We start from the raw sequence: 19,411 nt of genomic DNA on the forward strand, positions 1-19,411 counted from the left end.
CCAACGCCAACGCTCGCGAGGCTTTCCGCATGTGGATCGACACGCACTGCCATCTCGACGCATCCGAGTTCGACGCCGACCGCGATGCGGTCGCATCCGCCGCGCGCGACGCCGGGGTCGCGCGCATCGTGATTCCGGGCGTATCGCGCGCGTGGTGCGCACGCGTACGCGAGCTCGCTCATCGCATCGTCGGCGGCGCATACGCGCTCGGCATTCATCCGCTTTTTACCCCGCAGGCGCAGGAAGCCGATCTCGATGCATTGCGGATGGAGATCGAGGCGAGCCTCGACGATCCGCGCTTTGTCGGCATCGGCGAGATCGGCCTCGACTATTTCGTGCCGGGCCTTGACGATGCGCGTCAGCAATTCTTCTACAACGAGCAACTGAAGCTCGCGCATGAATTCGACTTGCCGGTGATCTGCCATGTACGCAAATCGCAGGACCAGGTGCTGAAAGGGCTGCGCCGGCAGCAGGTGCATCGCGGCATCGCGCATGCGTTCAACGGCAGCTTCCAGCAGGCGCAGGCCTTTATCGATCACGGCATGCATCTTGGCTTCGGCGGCAATCTGACGTTCGAGCGGGCGCTGCAGATCCGGCGTCTGGCCGCGCAATTGCCGCTCGACGCGATCGTCGTCGAGACCGATGCGCCCGATATTCCTCCCGCGTGGCTTTATCGGCAGCGCAATACGCCCGATCAGATTCCGGCGATCGGCGCGAGCCTCGCGCAACAGCGCAACATCGACGCACACGAGCTTGCACTATGCACAACGGCCAACGCGCATGCCGCGTTGCCGCGGCTCGCACTTTCCTCTGCATAATCGCTGGCGGTGATGCGCGGCGGGCGCCGGACGCCGGCGGCCGCGTGTGCTGACGCGGCTTGTTTTCGCTTGCCCCGCGCGCGCCATTCGATGGTGGCGGAGGGGGCATGCGGGCGGTGTGGTGCGGATTTGCATTGGGTGTCGTGTGGTTGCAGCAGCAGGCAGCGTTGCCGGAAAGATTCGGCGCGGCGCTGCTGGCGCTAGCGGCATGCGGTGCGCTTGGCGTCGCGATCTGGGGGCTGCGTCGCCGCGGCAGTGCGTGCATGACGTGTCGGCGCGCGGCATGGTGCGCGATATGGCTCGCGGCGTTTTGCGTTGGCTTCGGGTACGCGGCGTGGCGCGCGCACGCGCGGCTCGCGTATGCGCTGCCCGTCGAATGGGAAGGCCGCGACGTCGAAGTGCGCGGATATATCGAAGGGCTGCCGACGTTGCTGGCCGACAGCGCGGGTAGTCGCGCACGCAATGCCGGCGGCAAGAACGGCCGCAACGTCGAGGACGCGCGCGAAGACGCCGGTGCGCGCGATAAGGACGGCGGCAAGGACGGCCGCAAGGACGGCGGCAAGGCCGGCGACGAAGCGGCTAACAGCGCTGGCAAGGGCGCTGCCGATGGCGCCGGCCGCCGCGCCGGCAACATCGGCGACACGGGCTTGCGTTTCATCTTCAACGTCGAGGCGACCGATACGCCGGTTCCACACTTTCCGCGCAGGTTGCAGTTGTCGTGGATCGCGCAGGACGCGCCATTGCCGCAAGGCCTCGGGCCTGGCGCGCGCTGGCGTCTGTTCGTGCGCCTCAAGCGTGCGCATGGCAACGCGAACTTCGGCGTGCGCGATGCGGAAGCGACACTGTTCGCCCGCAACATCCGCGCAACCGGCTATGTGACGCATCCTGCCTCCGCGCAGCGCCTGCCGGGCGACGCGCGCGGTATCGGCATGACCGTGGACCGCTGGCGCGCCGCGCTGCGCGCGCGGATCGACGGCGTGCTTGCGGATGCGCCGCATCGGGGTATCGTCGTCGCGCTCGCGATCGGCGCGCAGGATGCGGTCAGCGCCGCGGACTGGCAACTGATGCGTGCGACCGGCACGAGTCACCTCGTCGCGATATCGGGGTTGCACATCGGCTTCGTCGCGGGGCTTGCCGCGTGGCTCGCGGGTGCGATCTGGCGGCGCTCGGGGTTTGTCGGCGCGCGTATCGGCATCGACTGGCCGCTCGTGCTGCCCGCGCAGAAGGTCGCGGCGCCGTGCGGCGCGTTGTTTGCCGCGTTTCACGCGGCGCTTGCCGGGTTCAATGTGCCGGCGCAGCGCGCGCTCTGGATGCTCGCGGTCGTCGCGCTTGCATTCGTCAGCGGCCGTGCGGTCGCGCCATCGGTCGTGCTCGCGTGGGCGCTCGGGCTCGTCCTGCTGATCGACCCGTGGGCTGTGCTCGCGGCCGGCTTCTGGCTATCGTTCTGCGCGGTGGCGGCGATCCTGTTTGCGATGTCGGGTCGCGCCGCAGTGCGCGCCGACGACAATGGACGGCCCAGGTACGGGAGCCTTGACGACGAAGACGGGCTCAACGCGGGCGCACCGCACGAGGATCGACGCCTTGGCGATGCGCATGAACGGCTCACCCGCAGAGCGTTCCGCACGCGCTTGCTCAGCCTCGCGACCGCATTGCGTTTGAGGGCACGCACGCTAACGCATGCTTTCGTCGAGCGCATGCGAAGCGGCGCATACGTGCAGTTCGCAGTCACGGTCGCGCTCGCTCCGCTCACCGCATACTGGTTCGCGCAAATTCCGCTGATCGGCCCGCTTGCAAACGCCTTTGCGATTCCGTGGGTCAGCGTGCTGGTTACGCCGCTCGTGCTGGCGGGGGTCGCGTTGCCGGCACCGCTCGACGCATTCGCGTTCAGCGTCGCGCACCGGCTACTCGGCGTGTTGACCGCGGGCCTGCATCTCGTATCGGGGCACGCGTGGGCGCTCTGGCGGCTGCCGCAGCCGGATGCGTGGGCGCTCGCGGCGGCGGCGGCCGGTGTCATCTGGTGTCTTGCGCCGCGCGGCTGGCCGATGCGCTGGGCCGCGCCGATCGCATGGCTGCCGTTGCTGATGCCGCCGCCTTCGGCGCCGCCGCACGGCACGTTCCGCTTGACCGCACTCGATATCGGTCAGGGCTCGGCGATCGTCGTCGAGACCGCCCATCACGCCTTGCTGTTCGACGCGGGGCCGGGGCCCGAGTCGACGCATGCGGGCGAACGCGTCGTCGTGCCGTATTTGCAGGCTGCTGGCGTACAGACGCTCGATACCCTCGTGATCAGCCACGCCGACTCCGATCATTCGGGCGGAGCGGCGGCCGTGCTCGACGGCGTCGCGGTGCGCCAGTTGCTGGCCGCGCTGCCGCCCGACCACATGCTTTGGCACAGCGCTCGTGCCGCGGGTGCGGGCACCGTGCCGTGCGCGGCAGGGCAGCGGTGGCAATGGGACGGCGTGGAGTTCGCGATGCTATGGCCGGACGCGGGTCCGCTGCGCGGCAAACCGAATGCGCATTGCTGCGTGTTGCGCGTGAGTGCGAGCGCAAGCACAGATTACGATGCGGCAGAGCGTGCTGTCGATGACGCCGCGCGCGCTCACGCCAACCTCGGCGCTGGCATCGACGCTCATGCCGACGCGCGCCCGCGCGCCACCGCGTTGCTCACGGCCGACATCGAAGCGGCCGTCGAACGCACCTTGCTCGCCCGCGATCGCGATGCGCTACGTGCGCAAGTTCTGCTGGCGCCTCACCACGGCAGCAAGACGTCGTCGACCGAGCCTTTCCTCGACGCGATCGATCCGCTTATCGCGATATTTCAGGTAGGCTACCGCAACCGGTTCCATCACCCGCACCCGGGCGTCTTTGCCCGATATGTGGCACGGCATATCGAGTTGCCGCGCAGCGACGAAGATGGGGCGGTGCGCATCGAAGCGAGCGCCGATGCGCTCGGCAAAGATCGACTCGTACTGACACTCGAACGGTATCGGAAGACGCACCGCCGATACTGGATGGACTGAATCGGAGCCGCGAGACGATACGGCGCGACATGGCACGACACCGCACAACACCGCACAACACCGCGCGTCAGAGCGTGCCCGATCGCGACCCCGACTCCTTGGATCCGGCGTGTTCACCGGCACATCGTCCGCCCGCAAGCGAAGCACGCCTCATCGCGAAAAACGGAGACAGCACCGCTTGAAACAGGTCATCCACTTTTCGCACGCGAACGGTTTTCCCGCACCGATCTACCGCACGCTGTTCGCCGAACTCGGCGACGCATACGAACTGCGTTATATCGAACGCATCGGCCACGATCCGCGCTATCCGGTCACGCGCGACTGGCCGCATCTCGTCGAACAGCTGCTCGACGACGTGGCGCGCACGTACGAACAGCCGGTCTGGCTCGTTGGGCATTCGCTGGGCGGGTATCTGTCGCTGATGGCCGCACTGAAAAAGCCGCAGTGGGTGCGCGGCGTCGTGATGCTCGATTCGCCGGTCATCGCCGGCTGGCGCAGCGGCATGCTGCGCGTATCGCAGTGGACGGGACTCGACGAGCGCCTGTCGCCCGCGGCCGCGACGCGCACGCGCCGCACGCATTGGGCGGGCCGCGACGAGGCGTGGCGGCACTTCCATGCGAAGGCAGCCTTCGCGCGCTGGGACGAGCGCGTGCTGTCCGACTACGTCGACTTCGGCATCCCGCAGACGGCGGCCGACGGCACGCGCACGCTCGCGTTCGACCGCCGCACCGAGTACCTGATTTACCGGACGCTGCCGCACACGCTCGGCTCGCGCCTTGCGCACGGCGCGCCGGTGCCGGTCGGCCTGATCGCCGGTACGCATTCGAAGGAGATTCGCCAGGTCGGGCTTGCGGCGACGCGGCGGGCAACACGCGGTCATCTCGAATGGATCGACGGCAGTCATCTGTTTCCGATGGAGAAGCCGATCGAAACGGCGCGCGCGGTAGAGCGGATGCTGCATGAACTCGAAGCGGGGGAATGGAACGCGAGCGCGTGATCTGGCGACGCAGAAAGCGTTGCCGGGATGGTTTTTGCATGGGCTCGAAGTGAGCACTAAAGCACTCGCTCGCGCCGCTCGCCGCGCCCCGAATCGAGGTTTTATTGCTGGGTCGGGACCCTGCTTTCAGGTATAATCCGTTTTTCCCGCGAGCATCCAGCGATGACCAAATATGTTTTCGTCACCGGCGGCGTAGTGTCTTCCCTCGGCAAGGGTATTGCCGCCGCTTCCCTCGCCGCGATCCTCGAATCGCGCGGTCTCAAAGTCACCCTCCTCAAACTCGATCCCTACATCAACGTCGACCCAGGCACGATGAGCCCGTTTCAGCACGGCGAAGTGTTCGTGACGGAGGACGGGGCGGAGACGGATCTCGATCTCGGCCACTACGAGCGCTTCATCAGCACGAAGATGCGCAAGGCCAATAACTTCACCACCGGCCAGATCTACGAATCGGTGATCCGCAAGGAACGCCGCGGCGATTATCTCGGCAAGACCGTGCAGGTCATCCCGCACATCACGAACGAAATCCAGGCATTCATCGAACGCGGCGCCGCATCGGCAACCTGCGGTGAGCCCGATGTCGCGATCGTCGAAATCGGCGGCACGGTCGGCGACATCGAATCGCTGCCGTTCCTCGAGGCCGCGCGTCAGATGAGCCTGCGCCTCGGCCGCAACAGCGCGTGCTTCGTGCACCTCACGCTCGTGCCGTTCATCGCCACCGCGGGCGAACTGAAAACCAAGCCCACGCAGCACAGCGTGCAGAAGCTGCGCGAAATCGGTATCTATCCGAACGTGCTGCTGTGCCGCGCGGACCGCCGCATCCCCGACGACGAGCGCGCGAAAATTTCGATGTTCTCGAATGTGCCCGAAGACGCCGTGATTTCGGTGTGGGACGTCGACAGCATCTACAAGATCCCGCAGATGCTCAACGACCAGGGCCTCGACGGCATCATCTGCGAAGAACTGAAGCTCACCGCGCAGCCGGCCGATCTGTCGATGTGGGCGCAGCTCGTCGACAAGCTCGAGCACCCGAAACACGAAGTGACGATCGGCATGGTCGGCAAGTACGTCGAGTTGACCGAGTCGTACAAGTCGCTGATCGAAGCATTGCGTCACGCGTCGATTCACACGTCGGCGAAGGTCAATATCGAATACATCGATTCCGAAGAGATCGAAGCGAACGGCGTCGACAGCCTCAAGCATCTCGACGCCGTGCTCGTGCCGGGCGGCTTCGGCCGGCGCGGCACCGAAGGCAAGATCGCCGCGATCCGTTACGCGCGCGAGGCGAAAGTGCCGTATCTCGGCATCTGCCTCGGCATGCAACTCGCAGTGATCGAATTCGCGCGCGACGTCGTCGGCCTCAAGGACGCGAACAGCACCGAGTTCGATGCGTCGACGCCGAACCGTGTCGTCGCGCTGATCACCGAGTGGTACGACCGCGAAGGCAAGGTCGAGAAGCGCAACGAGGAATCGGATCTCGGCGGCACGATGCGTCTCGGTTCGCAGCGCTGCCCGATCAAGCCCGGCACGATGGCCGCCGAAATTTATGGCAAGGACGTGAACGAGCGGCACCGTCACCGCTACGAAGTCAACAACCGCTTCGTGCCGCAACTCGAAGCGGGCGGCCTCATTATCAGCGCGCGTACGCCGAGCGAAGATCTGCCGGAAATGATGGAGTTGCCGCGCGATATGCATCCGTGGTTCGTCGGCGTGCAGTTCCACCCGGAATTCACGTCCACGCCGCGCGACGGGCATCCGCTTTTCAAGGCGTTCGTCGAAGCGGCGCGGCAGCACAGCGAGGCGCATCACCAGCAAGCCGGCGCGGAAGAGAAGAAAGAGGAAAAGGTATGAAGCTCGCCGACTTCGAGATCGGGCTCAATCAACCGTTCTTTCTGATTGCGGGCACCTGCGTTGTCGAATCCGAACAGATGACAATCGACACCGCGGGCAAGCTCAAGGAAATCTGCGCGAAGCTCAAGGTTCCGTTCATCTACAAGTCTTCGTACGACAAGGCGAATCGCAGCAGCGGCAAGTCGTTTCGCGGTCTCGGTATGGACGAAGGCCTGCGTATCCTGTCCGAAGTGAAGCGCCAGCTCGGCGTGCCGGTGCTGACGGATGTGCACGGCATCGAAGAAATCGAACAGGTCGCGGCCGCAGTCGACGTGTTGCAAACGCCGGCGTTTCTGTGCCGGCAAACCGATTTCATCCATGCCTGCGCGCGTTCGGGCAAGCCCGTCAACATCAAGAAGGGGCAGTTCCTCGCGCCGCACGACATGAAGAACGTCATCGACAAGGCGCGCGACGCGGCTCGCGAAGCGGGGCTTTCGGAAGACCGCTTCATGGCGTGCGAGCGCGGCGTGTCGTTTGGCTATAACAACCTCGTATCTGACATGCGCTCGCTCGCGATCATGCGCGAGACCGGCGCGCCGGTCGTGTTCGATGCGACGCACTCGGTGCAATTGCCGGGCGGTCAGGGCACGAGCTCGGGCGGCCAGCGCGAATTCGTGCCGGTGCTCGCGCGTGCGGCCGTCGCGACGGGCGTCGCGGGGCTCTTTATGGAAACGCATCCGAATCCCGCCCAAGCGAAGTCCGATGGACCCAACGCGGTGCCGCTTCACCGCATGGCCGATCTGCTCGAGACGTTGATCACGCTCGACCAGGCCGTGAAGCGCACGCCGTTCCTCGAACACGATTTCAACTGATGCCGCGCGCCGGGCGTCTCCGTATCCGGTCAGTCCCGATGCGGCGCATGCCGGTCGCGCACCCCCCGATGGCCGTCGAACCGTACGGCGCCGAAAAAGTCGCAAGACGGTATGTGCGCCGCGCGGTTCGCCGTAACGAATCCACCGTAACTTCCTGAGGAAACCATGAGTGCTATCGTAGATATCATCGGTCGCGAGATTCTCGATTCGCGAGGCAACCCCACCGTCGAGTGCGACGTGCTGCTGGAGTCGGGCACGATGGGCCGTGCGGCGGTGCCGTCGGGCGCATCGACCGGTTCGCGCGAAGCGATCGAACTGCGCGACGGCGAAACGGGCCGCTACAGCGGCAAGGGCGTGCTGAAGGCGGTCGAGCACATCAATACCGAGATCTCCGAGGCGATCATGGGCCTCGACGCGTCGGAGCAGGCGTTCCTCGACAAGACGCTGCTCGAACTCGACGGCACCGACAACAAGTCGCGTCTGGGCGCCAACGCGTTGCTGGCGGTTTCGATGGCGGTCGCGAAGGCAGCAGCCGAAGAAGCCGGCCTGCCACTCTATCGCTACTTCGGCGGTTCGGGCGCCATGCAACTGCCGGTGCCGATGATGAACATCGTCAACGGCGGCGCGCACGCGAACAACAGCCTCGACATCCAGGAATTCATGATCGTGCCGGTCAGCCAGCCGACGTTCCGCGAAGCGCTGCGTTGCGGCGCCGAGGTGTTCCACGCGCTGAAGAAAATCCTGTCCGATCGCGGCATGAGCACGGCCGTCGGCGACGAAGGCGGCTTCGCACCGAACTTCGGCAGCAACGACGAGTGCCTGTCGACGATCCTGCAGGCCATCGAAAAGGCCGGCTACCGCGCCGGCGAAGACGTGCTGCTCGCGCTCGACTGCGCGGCGAGCGAGTTCTACCACGACGGTAAATACCAGCTGGCGGGCGAAGGCCTGCAACTGTCGTCGGCGGAATTCACCGACTACCTGGCGACGCTCGCCGACAAATTCCCGATCGTGTCGATCGAAGACGGCATGCACGAAAGCGACTGGGAAGGCTGGAAGCTCCTGACCGACAAGCTCGGCAAGAAAATCCAGCTCGTCGGCGACGACCTGTTCGTGACGAACACGCGCATCCTGAAGGAAGGCATCGAGAAGGGCATCGCGAATTCGATTCTGATCAAGATCAACCAGATCGGCACGCTGACCGAAACCTTTGCGGCGATCGAGATGGCCAAGCGCGCCGGCTATACGGCGGTAATCTCGCACCGTTCGGGCGAAACCGAAGATTCGACGATCGCCGATATCGCGGTCGGTTTGAACGCCGGACAGATCAAGACCGGCTCGCTGTCGCGCAGCGACCGCATCTCGAAGTACAACCAGCTGCTGCGTATCGAGGAAGACCTCGGCGATATCGCGAGCTACCCGGGCAAATCGGCGTTCTACAACCTGCGTTGATTCGCCTATTGTGCTTAGCGCTGATTCGATGTTAACTCGCAGCTGAGTGATTGACCCCGCCGCCCTGCGTTCAGCGCAGGGCGGCGCGTATTCAAGATCAAACCTTCATGCGCCTTGTCACTGTCGCTCTGGTTGTCCTGCTGGTGCTGATTCAGTTTCCGCTGTGGTGGGGGCACGGGGGCTGGCTCCGTGTTCACGAACTGCGCGAGGAGCTGGACCAGCAGTTGAAGAAAAACGCCGACGAAAAGGTTCGCAACGAGCGCATCGAAGGCGAAGTGCAGGACTTGCAGAACGGCACCGCCGCAGTCGAGGAGCGCGCCCGTTACGAGATGGGCATGGTCAAGGACAGCGAGGTGTTCGTGCAGTTCGTGTCGCCGAACGCGCCGCTGCCCGCATCGAATTCGCCCGCGGCCGCGACGTCGACGCGCGGACAGATGTCGGCCGCGCCGCTACGCGTCGTGCCGAATCCGGAGTCGCGGGCCAAGCCCGACAGGAAACACGGCGCGAAGAAGCGCGCCAACGAAGACGCGAAGAAGAAGGCAGGCTAGTTGCCGGGTTCTTTCCGCCTGTTCGCTGCCCGTTCGCCGTCTTCTGTGCGATCGATCACCACCCCCATCCCCAGCCCGGGTAGCCGTAGCCGATTCCACCGCCCCAGCCATGTCCCCAGCCGCCGCTCGAGTAGCTGCCGAAAACGGTGACCGGCGGCGGCGCGTAGTATCGCGACCACGCTTGCGCCGCGGCATCGGCCGCCATCGCCTGGTCCTGTTCCGCTAGCACCTGTTTGTCGATCGCGTCATAGCGCGCGCGCTGTTCCGGCGTGAGCGGATGCGCGGCGGCCGTCGCTTCGAGCTGGTCGGCCGGCAGGCGGCTATAGATCGGCGACGGCCCGGGCGGGTCCATCATGCATCCGGCCAGCATCATCGTCGCGCTACCGGCGGCAAGCAGTGTCGCGGCGCTTCGCATCCGCATGCCTCGCATCCGCATGTTCATGTCGGCCTCCATCGGTGCGGGTCGGATACCTAAGTAAAAGCGCGCGGACGCCTGTCTGTCAATGCCGCTGATCGGCCGCCGGCGCGACGCCCTCGGACAGGCCGCTTGCAACGAACAGTTGCGCGACGTCGACCGGGTCGAACTCATAGCGCTGATTGCAGAACTCGCAGTGAATCTCGACGTGACCGCGTTCCTCGATCACGCTTTCGACTTCCTCGCGGCCTAGCATCTTCAGCATTCCACCGACCTTTTCGCGTGAGCACGTGCATTCGAAGCGCGTATTCGCCGGCTCGAAATGGTGCACGTTCTCCTGCCAGAAGAGGCGCCGGAACAGCGTGGCCGGCTCTTCGCTGAGCAGTTCGTCGTGCTTGAGCGTGCCGCCGAGCGTGCAGACGCGTTCCCACGTATCGGCGTCGAGCTCGCCCGGGTGCGGGACGATGCCGCCGTCGCCGGGCAGCTTCTGCAGCAGCATGCCGACCGCACGGTCGCTGTTTGCGGCCAGCCACAGCCGCGTATCGAGCTGTTCCGAATGATGCATGTAATGCTCGAGCACCTGCGCGATCGTCTCGAACGGGCCGTCGTCGCCCGACAGCGGCACGATGCCTTGATACGGTTGCTGGCCCGGTTGTTTGTTGTGCGGATCGAGCGTGATCACGCAGCGGCCGTGGCCGCTTGCGTTGATCAGTTCGGGCAGCGACGACTCGTCGCTGATGTGCCGCGCCGCGTCGCCCGAGAATTGCGCGGAAAATTTCGCCGTCGCGCGCAGCGACAGGTTCGAATTGCACTGCACGACGAGCATCTTCACCGGACCGTCGCCGTAGATCTGCATGATCAGCGTGCCGTCGAACTTCAGATTGGCCGACAGCAGCGCGCACGCGGCCATCATTTCGCCGAGTATCGTGCGCACCGGTGCCGGGTAATCGCGGCGCGTCAGCACTTCCTGCCACGTATTACGCAGCGAGACGATTTCGCCGCGAACGGGCGCCGTGCTGAACATGAATTTTTGCAACTGGTCACTCACAACGTTCCCTCGATAATGCCGTGCAGCGGGCAACTGCCGGTCCGCGGACCGGCGGATTCACCCGATCCGCACGAGCTGCTCCTTGTAGAATTCGCGGCGCGTGATGTAGCTCTCTGCGGCGCGCCGCATATTGGCGATATCGGCCTCGGTCAGTTCGCGCACGACTTTCGCCGGCGCGCCGAGAATCAGCGAGTTGTCCGGAAACTGCTTGCCCTCGGTCACCACCGCGCCCGCGCCGACCAGACAGTTGCGGCCGATCACCGCTCCATTCAAGACAATGGCCTGAATGCCGATCAATGCGCCTTCGCGGATCGTGCAGCCGTGCAGCATCGCCTGATGGCCGACCGTCACGTTCGCTTCGATCGTCAGCGGGTAGCCCGGGTCCGTATGCAGTACCGCGTTCTCCTGAACGTTGCTGCCGGTACCGACGACGATCGGCTCGTTGTCCGCGCGCAGCGATGCGCCGAACCAGATGCTCGCATTCTCTTCGACGGTGACTTTGCCGATCAGCGTCGCGGTGTCCGCGACGAACACGCTTTCATGAACGGTGGGGGCTGCATCGCCAAGCTTGTAGATTGCCACTGTGGCTCCCGGGTGATCTGGGTGGGCGTCGGCCGCTTCCGGAAACGTCGCGCGCGGCGATTGACCGCGGCGATATCATGCCGGAGGGTTGAAGCGGGTATTGTAAACGTTTGTGCACATTGTCCGCGCGACGGTTGGCGGTCGGCATCGGGTACCATCTGGCGCTTTTCCAATGGGCGCCGTTTGGCCGATCCGCGCGTGCCGGGTCGCTCGCTGTGCCCGATCCGTGAGCCTGGCTCCGTGCGATTGATCCGGCGAGCCTCGTCCCGTGCGTTTGTTGCTGTGCGCTTGGTGCCGTGCGCTTAGTCGTGTGTGCTTAGTCCTGTGCGTTCGATCCGTGCTGTTCGATCCGTGCATTTGCCCCTCTATCGCAATGCGTGCTGCCGTTCCCGTTACCACCGACTCGACCATCCGCATCCGCTGCGCGCGGTCTGAAGCACTCGACATCCTGCGTGAAACCGATCCGGCCGCGAAGGCACGGGCCGCGCGGGCACTGCCTGGGCGCGTGGCCGACGGCACCGCGCACTGCGACATGCAGCGCCGGTTCGAGGAGCCGACGGGTCTGCCCGGCCGGCCGGCGCGCCCCGAACTCGTCGAGCCGCGCAGGCTCGGGCGGCGCAGCATGCAGTCGGAAGAGGGGCGCGCGGTGCTGCTGCACGCGCTCGCACATATCGAATTCAACGCGATCAACCTCGCGCTCGACGCAGTCTGGCGTTTTGCGGGCATGCCGGCCGCGTTCTACGTCGACTGGCTGCAAGTCGCATCGGAAGAAGCGCACCACTTTTCGCTGTTGAGCGCGCGTCTGGCGGAATTGGGCCACGCGTACGGCGACTATCCCGCGCACGATGGGCTATGGGAGATGTGCGATCGCACGCGCGGCGACGTGCTCGCGCGAATGGCGCTCGTGCCGCGTACGCTCGAAGCGCGCGGCCTCGACGCGTCGCCGCCGATTCGCGCACGGCTGCAGCAAGCGGGCGATCACGCGTCGGCGGCGATTCTCGATGTAATCCTGCGCGACGAGATCGGCCACGTGCTGATCGGCAACCGCTGGTTCCGGTATCTGTGCGAGCTTGCGCAGCTCGATGCGCATCGGACGTATCTGCGGCTTGCCGACGAATATCGCGCGCCGAAGCTGCGCGGCCCGTTCAATTTCGACGCGCGCCGCGCCGCGGGTTTCGACGAGGCCGAACTGGCTGCGCTGGCAGGGCTCGATGTGCCGCCGGCGATGCAACCGGCGGGATCGGCAGAATCGGCGGAATCGGCGGAATCGACGGAACCCCCGGCCGGAAACTGAACCGTCCCTCGATCACGATAAGCAGACGCAGGTCGCCCATCTCAATATAATCGAACGATCATTCTTTTTCTGCCAGGGTCGACGATGACCGAATCCCGTTCAGACTTCGTTTCCGTTCGCGGCGTGCGTTTGCACGTGCGCCGCTGGGGCCGCGCGGACGCACCGGCGCTCTTCATGCTGCACGGCTGGATGGACGTTGCCGCATCGTTCCAGTTCGTCGTCGAAGCGCTGGTCGACAGTGTGGGCGACAAATGGCAGGTCATCGCGCCCGATGCGCGCGGTTTCGGCCTGTCGGACTGGCCCGTCGCGGCGAACGGCGGCGGCCACTACTGGTTTCACGAATACCTTGCGGACCTCGACGCCTTGCTCGACCACTATGCGCCGGCCGGTGCGGTGAACCTCGTCGGCCACAGCATGGGCGCGAACGTGGTGTGTCTGTATGCGGGCGTGCGGCCCGAACGCGTGCGGCGCGTCGTCGATCTCGAGGGCTTCGGTCTCGCGCCCGCGCGCGCCGAGCAGGCGCCGCGGCGTCTGCGCGGTTGGCTCGACGAACTGCGCGAGCCGCCGCGGCTGCGCCGCTATGCGTCGCTCGACGACGTGGCGGCGCGCCTCGTCGCGAACAATCCGCGCCTCGAGCCTGCTCGCGCGCGCTTTCTCGCGCAGCACTGGTCGAAGCCGGACGGCGAGGGCGGTTACATGCTGCTTGCCGATCCCGCGCACAAGATCCGCAGCCCGCAGCTGTACCGCATCGACGAGGTGATGGCCGTGTGGGAGCAGGTCAGCGCGAAAGTGCTGCATGTCGAAGCGTTTGCCTCGCCGACGCTCGCGAGCATCGCCGGCGAGATTCCGCTCGACGCATTCAAGGCCCGTTTTCGCGCATTTCCGGACTGGCGGGAAGCCATCGTCGACAATGCCGGCCACATGGTCCATCACGATCAACCCGAGCGGATCGCGGCGCTGATCGATGCATTCTGCGCATGACTTTTTGCGCATAAAAATCGATGTTCGACGCGTGCGCGCAGCGCGCTTCGGCGTGAGCTCGATAGTCCTTCGCCGCGCGTTCGGTGGGGCACGACGCGACGTTCACAAATCCTCTGCGTCTGCTTAGTGCATTGCAGTAAAATGGTCGGACAAGCTTTTGAGATAGTGATTTCACGAGAGTCATGAGCGCCGTTGTGAACGCCGATCTGCATTGCCATTCCACCATCTCCGATGGCGCATTCGCGCCTGTCGACGTGGCGCGCCGCGCGCATGAGCATGGTGTGACCCTCTGGGCGCTCACCGACCACGACGAGATCGGCGGTCAGGTCGAAGCGCGCAACACGGCGCAGGCACTGGGTATGGATTATCTGTGCGGCGTCGAGATTTCCGTGACGTGGGCGGCGCGTACCGTGCATATCGTCGGCCTCAATATCGATCCGGCATGCGAGGCGCTCGTCGAGGGTCTCGAGCGCACGCGCAACGGCCGTCAGGCGCGCGCCGAGGCGATGAGCGAGCAACTGGACGCACTTGGCATTCCGGGCACGTACGAAGCCGCACTGAAGCTCGCGTCGAATGCGGACATGATTTCGCGTACGCATTTCGCGCGCTGTCTCGTCGAAAACGGGCATTGCAAGTCGACGCAGGACGCGTTCGATCGCTACCTCGCGGACGGCAAGCCCGGTTACGTCGCGCATCGCTGGTCGAAGCTCGCGGACGCGGTGAAGTGGATTCAGCTTGCGGGCGGCGAGGCGATCATCGCGCATCCGGGCCGTTACGACTACACGCCGCTCGAATTCGATGCGCTCTTCGGCGAATTCATCGATCTCGGCGGCAAGGCGATCGAAGTGATCACGGGCAGCCATACGCCGGACCAGTACCGCGAATATGCGGACGTCGCGCGCCGCTTCGGTTTCGAGGCGTCGCGCGGCTCGGATTTCCACGCGGCCGGCGAGGGCCGCGTCGAGCTCGGCAGCCTGCCGCCGCTGCCGTCCGACCTGAAGCCGGTCTGGGAACGCTGGTTGTGACGCGCGCGCCGCATGGGCACGCACGCACCATGCGTGATCCATCGGTACTTCCGCTCACCGAACCGCCGTCATCATGTCCCAATACTTCCGGATCCATCCTGACAATCCGCAACCGCGCCTCATCAAGCAGGCCGCGCAGATCGTCTGCGGCGGCGGTCTGGTCGCGCTGCCGACCGATTCGAGCTACGCGCTCGCCTGCCGGCTCGACGACAAGCAGGCGGCCGAGCGTCTGCGGCGCATCCGCGGGCTCGACGACAAGGCGCTGCTCGCCTTGCTCGTGCGCGACCTGTCCGAGCTCGCGAGCTTCGCGATGGTCGACAACCGCCAGTACCGGCTCATCAAATCCGTGACGCCGGGTCCGTATGTGTTCGTGCTCGAGGCGACCAAAGAAGTGCCGCGGCGCCTGTCGCATCCGTCCCGCAAGACGATCGGGCTGCGCGTGCCCGATCACGCAATCACGCTCGCGTTACTCGAGGAGCTCGGCCAGCCGCTGCTCGGCACGACGCTGATCATGCCGGGCGAGACGCGGCCGCTCAACGATCCGGAAGAGATCCGCGCGCGCCTCGAAAAACAGGTCGATCTCGTGATAGACGGCGGCGCGTGTGCGTGCGAACCGTCGACGGTGATCGACCTGACGGGCGACGAGCCGGTGCTCGTGCGGGCCGGCCGCGGCAGTCTCGCGCCGTTCGGCCTCGAACAGCCGGCCTAGCGAACGGCCGACCTTTGCGCGACGACAGCGGCGACGACAAGCGGGGACCAACGGCAACGGGGACCGACGGCACGAACACGAACACGACCAACGGCAACGACCACGGCGTTATTTCGAACGTGATCACGCAAACCGGACAGACGCGGCAGGCCGCGTTGTTACAATAGCCGCGCTATGGAATCTTCCCTGATACAAACAATCGTCGTCTATGCGCTGCCGGTCGTGTTCGCGATCACGCTGCATGAGGCCGCCCACGGTTACGTCGCCCGCATGCTCGGCGACAACACCGCCTATGTGCTTGGCCGCGTTTCCTTCAACCCGATGCGTCATATCGATCCGCTCGGCACGATCGCGATCCCGCTGCTGCTGTATTTCGCGACGAGCGGCGCGTTCATGTTCGGCTACGCGAAGCCGGTGCCGGTCGCATTCGGCAATCTGCGCAATCCGCGCTGGGGCTCGCTGTGGGTCGCGCTTGCCGGACCGCTGTGCAATTTCATCCAGGCGCTCGTGTGGGGCGTATTCGGCGTCGCGCTCGCCGCGATGAATATCGAAGAACCATTTTTCACGCGGATGGCATCGGCCGGCGTCGGCATCAATCTCGTGCTCGGCGTGTTGAACCTGTTTCCGCTACCGCCGCTCGACGGCGGCCGCGTGCTGGCCGCGCTGTTGCCGCCGCGACCGTCGATCATGCTGTCGCGCATCGAGCCGTACGGCTTTTTCATCGTGATGGCGCTCGTGCTGACCGGCACGCTGACGAAATTCTGGCTGCGGCCGCTCGTCGGTCTCGGCTACGATGCCGTGACCGCCATCCTGACCCCTCTCGTCTCGCTTCTTTGATCAGACCATGTACCCAGACCGAATTTTCTCCGGTATGCGACCTACGGGCTCGCTGCATCTCGGCCACTACCACGGCGTACTGAAAAACTGGGTGCGGCTGCAGTCCGAGTATCCGTGTTTCTTCTGCGTCGTCGACTGGCACGCGCTGACGACGCACTATGAAACGCCCGAGGTGATCGAAAAAAACGTCTGGGAAGTGCTGATCGACTGGCTCGCTTCGGGCATCGACCCGGCGCAGGCCACGCTGTTTATCCAGAGCCGCGTGCCCGAGCATGCGGAACTGGCGCTGCTGCTCGGCATGAGCACGCCGCTTGGCTGGCTCGAACGCGTGCCGACGTACAAGGAGCAGATGGAGAAGCTGAAAGACAAGGACCTGTCCACTTACGGCTTCCTGGGCTATCCGGTGCTGATGGCGGCCGACATTCTGCTTTATCGCGGCTCGCTCGTGCCGGTCGGCGAAGACCAGGTGCCGCACGTCGAGATGACGCGCGAAATCGCGCGGCGCTTCAATTACCTGTACGGCCGCGAGCCGGGCTTCGAGGAGAAGGCGCTGGAAGCCGCGAAGAAGCTCGGCGGCAAACGCGCGAAGCTGTACCACGAGCTGCGCAATTCGTATCAGCAGGAGGGCGACGACGAAGCGCTCGAAAAAGCGCGCGCGATGCTGCAGGAGTCGCAGAGTCTTTCCATGAGCGATCGCGAGCGGCTGTTCGGCTACCTCGAAGGCTCGCGCAAGATCATTCTCGTCGAGCCGCAGGCAATGTTGACCGAGGCGTCGCGCATGCCGGGCCTCGATGGGCAGAAGATGTCGAAGTCGTACGGCAACACGATCGGCTTGCGTGAAGACGCCGAGACGATCACGAAGAAAGTGCGCACGATGCCGACCGATCCGGCGCGCGTGCGCCGCACCGACCCGGGCGATCCCGACAAGTGCCCGGTGTGGCAGCTGCATCAGGTCTATACCGATGAGGCAACGCACGAATGGGTGCAAAAGGGTTGCCGTTCGGCCGGCATCGGTTGCCTCGAGTGCAAGCAGCCCGTTATCGAAGGCATTCTGCGCGAGCAGCAGCCGATGCTCGAGCGCGCGCAGAAGTACATGGACGATCCGTCGCTGTTGCGTGCCATCGTCGCCGACGGTTGCGACAAGGCGCGCCGTTTCGCGACCGAGACGATGCGCGACGTGCGCGAGGCGATGGGGCTGTCGTACAACTGATGCGCGCGTGTTCCTGGCGGGCGGGGCTCGCATGAGCGGATTGAACGACGAATCTTCAGACGCGGCGGCGTCGGGAGCGGCATCTGCGCCGACGCCGCACGGGCTCGGCGAGCCGTCGCGCTGGGTGCGTCGCTGGACGCATCTGGTCGCGCCGGGCGGCGCGGTGCTCGACGTTGCGTCGGGCGCGGGGCGGCATGCGCGCTGGTTTGCCGCGCACGGGCATCGGGTGACCGCAGTCGACCGCGACGTCGCCGCACTCGCGACGATGCGCGACGAGCCCGATATCGCCACCGTTGCCGCCGATATCGAAAACGCTGCATGGCCGCTTGCCGCCGATGCGGCATTCGCGGCGGTGGTCGTGACGAATTATCTGCATCGGCCGCTTTTTCCGCAGCTGCTGCGCGCGTTGGCGCCAGGCGGCGTGCTGATCTACGAAACCTTCGCGCAGGGAAACGAGTCGGTCGGCAAGCCATCGACCCCCGCTTTCCTGCTCAAATCGGGCGAACTGCTCGACGCGGTGCGCGGACAGCTTCGCGTGATCGCGTTTCAGGACGGTTTCCTGGCCGAACCGCGGCCCGCGTTCATTCAGCGCATCTGCGCGGTCAAGGAAACGTGCGGGAAGCAGCCAGGCGATGCGGAAAGTGTTGCTTTTCCACCCGGATTGCTGGTTCCCCCGCGTTACGATTTGGCCGGTTAATCCGCTACAATTCCGGTTTATTCAGTAAATTCATCGAGTTCAATGGCACACGAGACCCAGGGCGGCGCCGGCAGCACGCACGGCGCGCGCAACGACAGTATTTGGATTCGCGGCAGCATTCCTGCCATCGTCACCCCCATGCACGAAGACGGCAGTCTCGATCTGCCGGCGTTCCGAAAACTGATCGACTGGCATATCGAAGAGGGCACGAGCGGTCTCGTTGTGGTTGGTACGAGCGGCGAGTCGGCCACGCTGTCGGTTGAAGAGCACATCCTGATGGTGAAGACCGCAGTCGAGCATGCGGCTGGCCGCATTCCGGTCATCGCCGGCGCGGGCGGCAATTCGACTGCCGAAGCGATCGAACTCTCCGCGCAGGCGAAGGAAGTCGGCGCCGATGCGACACTGCAGGTCGTGCCGTACTACAACAAGCCGACGCAGGAAGGCATCTATCGCCATTTCGCGAAAATTGCGGAAACCGTCGACCTGCCGGTGATCCTTTACAATGTGCCCGGCCGCACCGTTGCGGACATGTCGAACGAGACGATTCTGCGTCTTGCGCAGGTGCCGGGCATCGTCGGCGTGAAGGAAGCGACGGGCAATATCGATCGCGCCGCGCACCTGATCAAGGCGGCGCCGCGGCACTTCGGGATTTACAGCGGCGACGACCCGACTGCGATCGCGCTGATCCTGCTTGGCGGCCACGGCAATATTTCGGTCACCGCGAACGTCGCGCCGCGCGCGATGGCGCAGTTGTGCGCAGCGGCGCTCGCCGCCGATGCGAAAACAGCTCGGGAGATTCATCTGAAACTCCTGTCGCTGCATAAGAACCTATTTATCGAGTCGAACCCGATTCCGGTGAAATGGGTACTGCAGCAAATGGGCCGTATGGAAGGCGGCATCCGTTTGCCTCTTACGCCGCTCGACGCGCGCTATCACGAGGTGGTGCGTACGGCGATGCGCGAAGCGGGACTGCCGGGCTAGAACGGACCGTATCGCGAGCCATGCCGTGCAATGCGCATGCTCGCGTGACCGGCCGCACCGGCGCTTTTGTTTAACCATAACGATCACGCCTCGTTCGG

General features: G+C 65.1%; 18 protein-coding genes. 15 read left to right on the plus strand and 3 right to left on the minus strand.

Annotated features, from left to right (window positions below):
* Positions 1-29: 29 nt before the first annotated feature.
* The 7 genes from BTO02_RS09140 to ftsB all read left to right on the plus strand — a co-directional run bounded on the left by BTO02_RS09140 (position 30) and on the right by ftsB (position 9,534).
* On the plus strand, positions 30-818 hold the full coding sequence (locus tag BTO02_RS09140) for a TatD family hydrolase (protein WP_075156771.1): 789 nt from the start codon (positions 30-32) through the stop codon (positions 816-818).
* 107 nt (positions 819-925) lie between these two features.
* Positions 926-3,838 carry a ComEC/Rec2 family competence protein gene (locus BTO02_RS09145; protein WP_075156772.1) on the plus strand — a complete coding sequence of 971 codons (2,913 nt, stop codon included), beginning with the start codon at positions 926-928 and terminating at the stop codon, positions 3,836-3,838.
* 178 nt (positions 3,839-4,016) lie between these two features.
* Positions 4,017-4,835 (plus strand): alpha/beta fold hydrolase, encoded by an 819-nt coding sequence (locus tag BTO02_RS09150; protein ID WP_075156773.1) that lies wholly within the window; start codon positions 4,017-4,019, stop codon positions 4,833-4,835.
* 162 nt (positions 4,836-4,997) lie between these two features.
* A complete protein-coding gene (locus tag BTO02_RS09155) occupies positions 4,998-6,686 on the plus strand; it encodes a CTP synthase (protein WP_075156774.1) in 1,689 nt (562 codons plus the stop codon).
* Positions 6,683-7,537 (plus strand): 3-deoxy-8-phosphooctulonate synthase, encoded by an 855-nt coding sequence (gene kdsA / locus BTO02_RS09160; RefSeq protein WP_075156775.1) that lies wholly within the window; start codon positions 6,683-6,685, stop codon positions 7,535-7,537. The genes BTO02_RS09155 and kdsA overlap by 4 nt, the downstream gene beginning before the upstream one ends.
* Before the next feature lie 165 nt (positions 7,538-7,702).
* On the plus strand, positions 7,703-8,986 hold the full coding sequence (gene eno / locus BTO02_RS09165) for a phosphopyruvate hydratase (RefSeq protein WP_075156776.1): 1,284 nt from the start codon (positions 7,703-7,705) through the stop codon (positions 8,984-8,986).
* Positions 8,987-9,093: 107 nt separating this feature from the next.
* A complete protein-coding gene (ftsB, locus tag BTO02_RS09170) occupies positions 9,094-9,534 on the plus strand; it encodes a cell division protein FtsB (protein WP_075156777.1) in 441 nt (146 codons plus the stop codon).
* Positions 9,535-9,589: 55 nt separating this feature from the next.
* Here the strand turns inward: ftsB and BTO02_RS09175 are convergent, their stop codons facing one another.
* The 3 genes from BTO02_RS09175 to BTO02_RS09185 all read right to left on the minus strand — a co-directional run bounded on the left by BTO02_RS09175 (position 9,590) and on the right by BTO02_RS09185 (position 11,579).
* Positions 9,590-9,955, minus strand: coding sequence for a hypothetical protein (locus BTO02_RS09175; protein WP_232243524.1), 366 nt, complete (start codon positions 9,953-9,955; stop codon positions 9,590-9,592).
* Positions 9,956-10,034: 79 nt separating this feature from the next.
* On the minus strand, positions 10,035-10,997 hold the full coding sequence (gene hslO, locus BTO02_RS09180) for an Hsp33 family molecular chaperone HslO (RefSeq protein WP_075156778.1): 963 nt from the start codon (positions 10,995-10,997) through the stop codon (positions 10,035-10,037).
* Between the two features lie 57 nt (positions 10,998-11,054).
* The gene (locus BTO02_RS09185; RefSeq protein ID WP_075156779.1) at positions 11,055-11,579 is read right to left on the minus strand and encodes a gamma carbonic anhydrase family protein; all 525 of its coding nucleotides are present in this window, start codon (positions 11,577-11,579) and stop codon (positions 11,055-11,057) included.
* Between the two features lie 373 nt (positions 11,580-11,952).
* Between BTO02_RS09185 and BTO02_RS09190 the strand changes: the two genes are divergently transcribed.
* The 8 genes from BTO02_RS09190 to dapA all read left to right on the plus strand — a co-directional run bounded on the left by BTO02_RS09190 (position 11,953) and on the right by dapA (position 19,313).
* The gene (locus tag BTO02_RS09190) at positions 11,953-12,873 is read left to right on the plus strand and encodes a ferritin-like domain-containing protein (RefSeq protein ID WP_075156780.1); all 921 of its coding nucleotides are present in this window, start codon (positions 11,953-11,955) and stop codon (positions 12,871-12,873) included.
* 84 nt (positions 12,874-12,957) lie between these two features.
* Positions 12,958-13,854: an alpha/beta fold hydrolase gene (locus BTO02_RS09195; RefSeq protein WP_075156781.1), complete on the plus strand. Its 897-nt coding sequence runs from the start codon at positions 12,958-12,960 to the stop codon at positions 13,852-13,854.
* Positions 13,855-14,048: 194 nt separating this feature from the next.
* Positions 14,049-14,879 (plus strand): 3',5'-nucleoside bisphosphate phosphatase, encoded by an 831-nt coding sequence (locus BTO02_RS09200; protein WP_075158727.1) that lies wholly within the window; start codon positions 14,049-14,051, stop codon positions 14,877-14,879.
* Positions 14,880-14,952: 73 nt separating this feature from the next.
* On the plus strand, positions 14,953-15,588 hold the full coding sequence (locus tag BTO02_RS09205; protein ID WP_075156782.1) for an L-threonylcarbamoyladenylate synthase: 636 nt from the start codon (positions 14,953-14,955) through the stop codon (positions 15,586-15,588).
* A gap of 174 nt (positions 15,589-15,762) precedes the next feature.
* A complete protein-coding gene (locus BTO02_RS09210) occupies positions 15,763-16,425 on the plus strand; it encodes a site-2 protease family protein (protein ID WP_075156783.1) in 663 nt (220 codons plus the stop codon).
* A 7-nt stretch (positions 16,426-16,432) separates the two neighbouring features.
* The gene (locus BTO02_RS09215; protein WP_075156784.1) at positions 16,433-17,635 is read left to right on the plus strand and encodes a tryptophan--tRNA ligase; all 1,203 of its coding nucleotides are present in this window, start codon (positions 16,433-16,435) and stop codon (positions 17,633-17,635) included.
* A gap of 31 nt (positions 17,636-17,666) precedes the next feature.
* Positions 17,667-18,332, plus strand: a complete 666-nt coding sequence (locus BTO02_RS09220; protein WP_083615051.1) for a class I SAM-dependent methyltransferase — start codon at positions 17,667-17,669, stop codon at positions 18,330-18,332.
* Positions 18,333-18,374: 42 nt separating this feature from the next.
* Complete coding sequence (gene dapA / locus BTO02_RS09225) at positions 18,375-19,313, plus strand: 4-hydroxy-tetrahydrodipicolinate synthase (RefSeq protein ID WP_075156785.1); 939 nt, start codon at positions 18,375-18,377, stop codon at positions 19,311-19,313.
* Positions 19,314-19,411: the final 98 nt, after the last annotated feature.

Origin of the sequence: Paraburkholderia sp. SOS3 (genome assembly GCF_001922345.1) — a bacterium.
Taxonomy (GTDB): domain Bacteria; phylum Pseudomonadota; class Gammaproteobacteria; order Burkholderiales; family Burkholderiaceae; genus Paraburkholderia.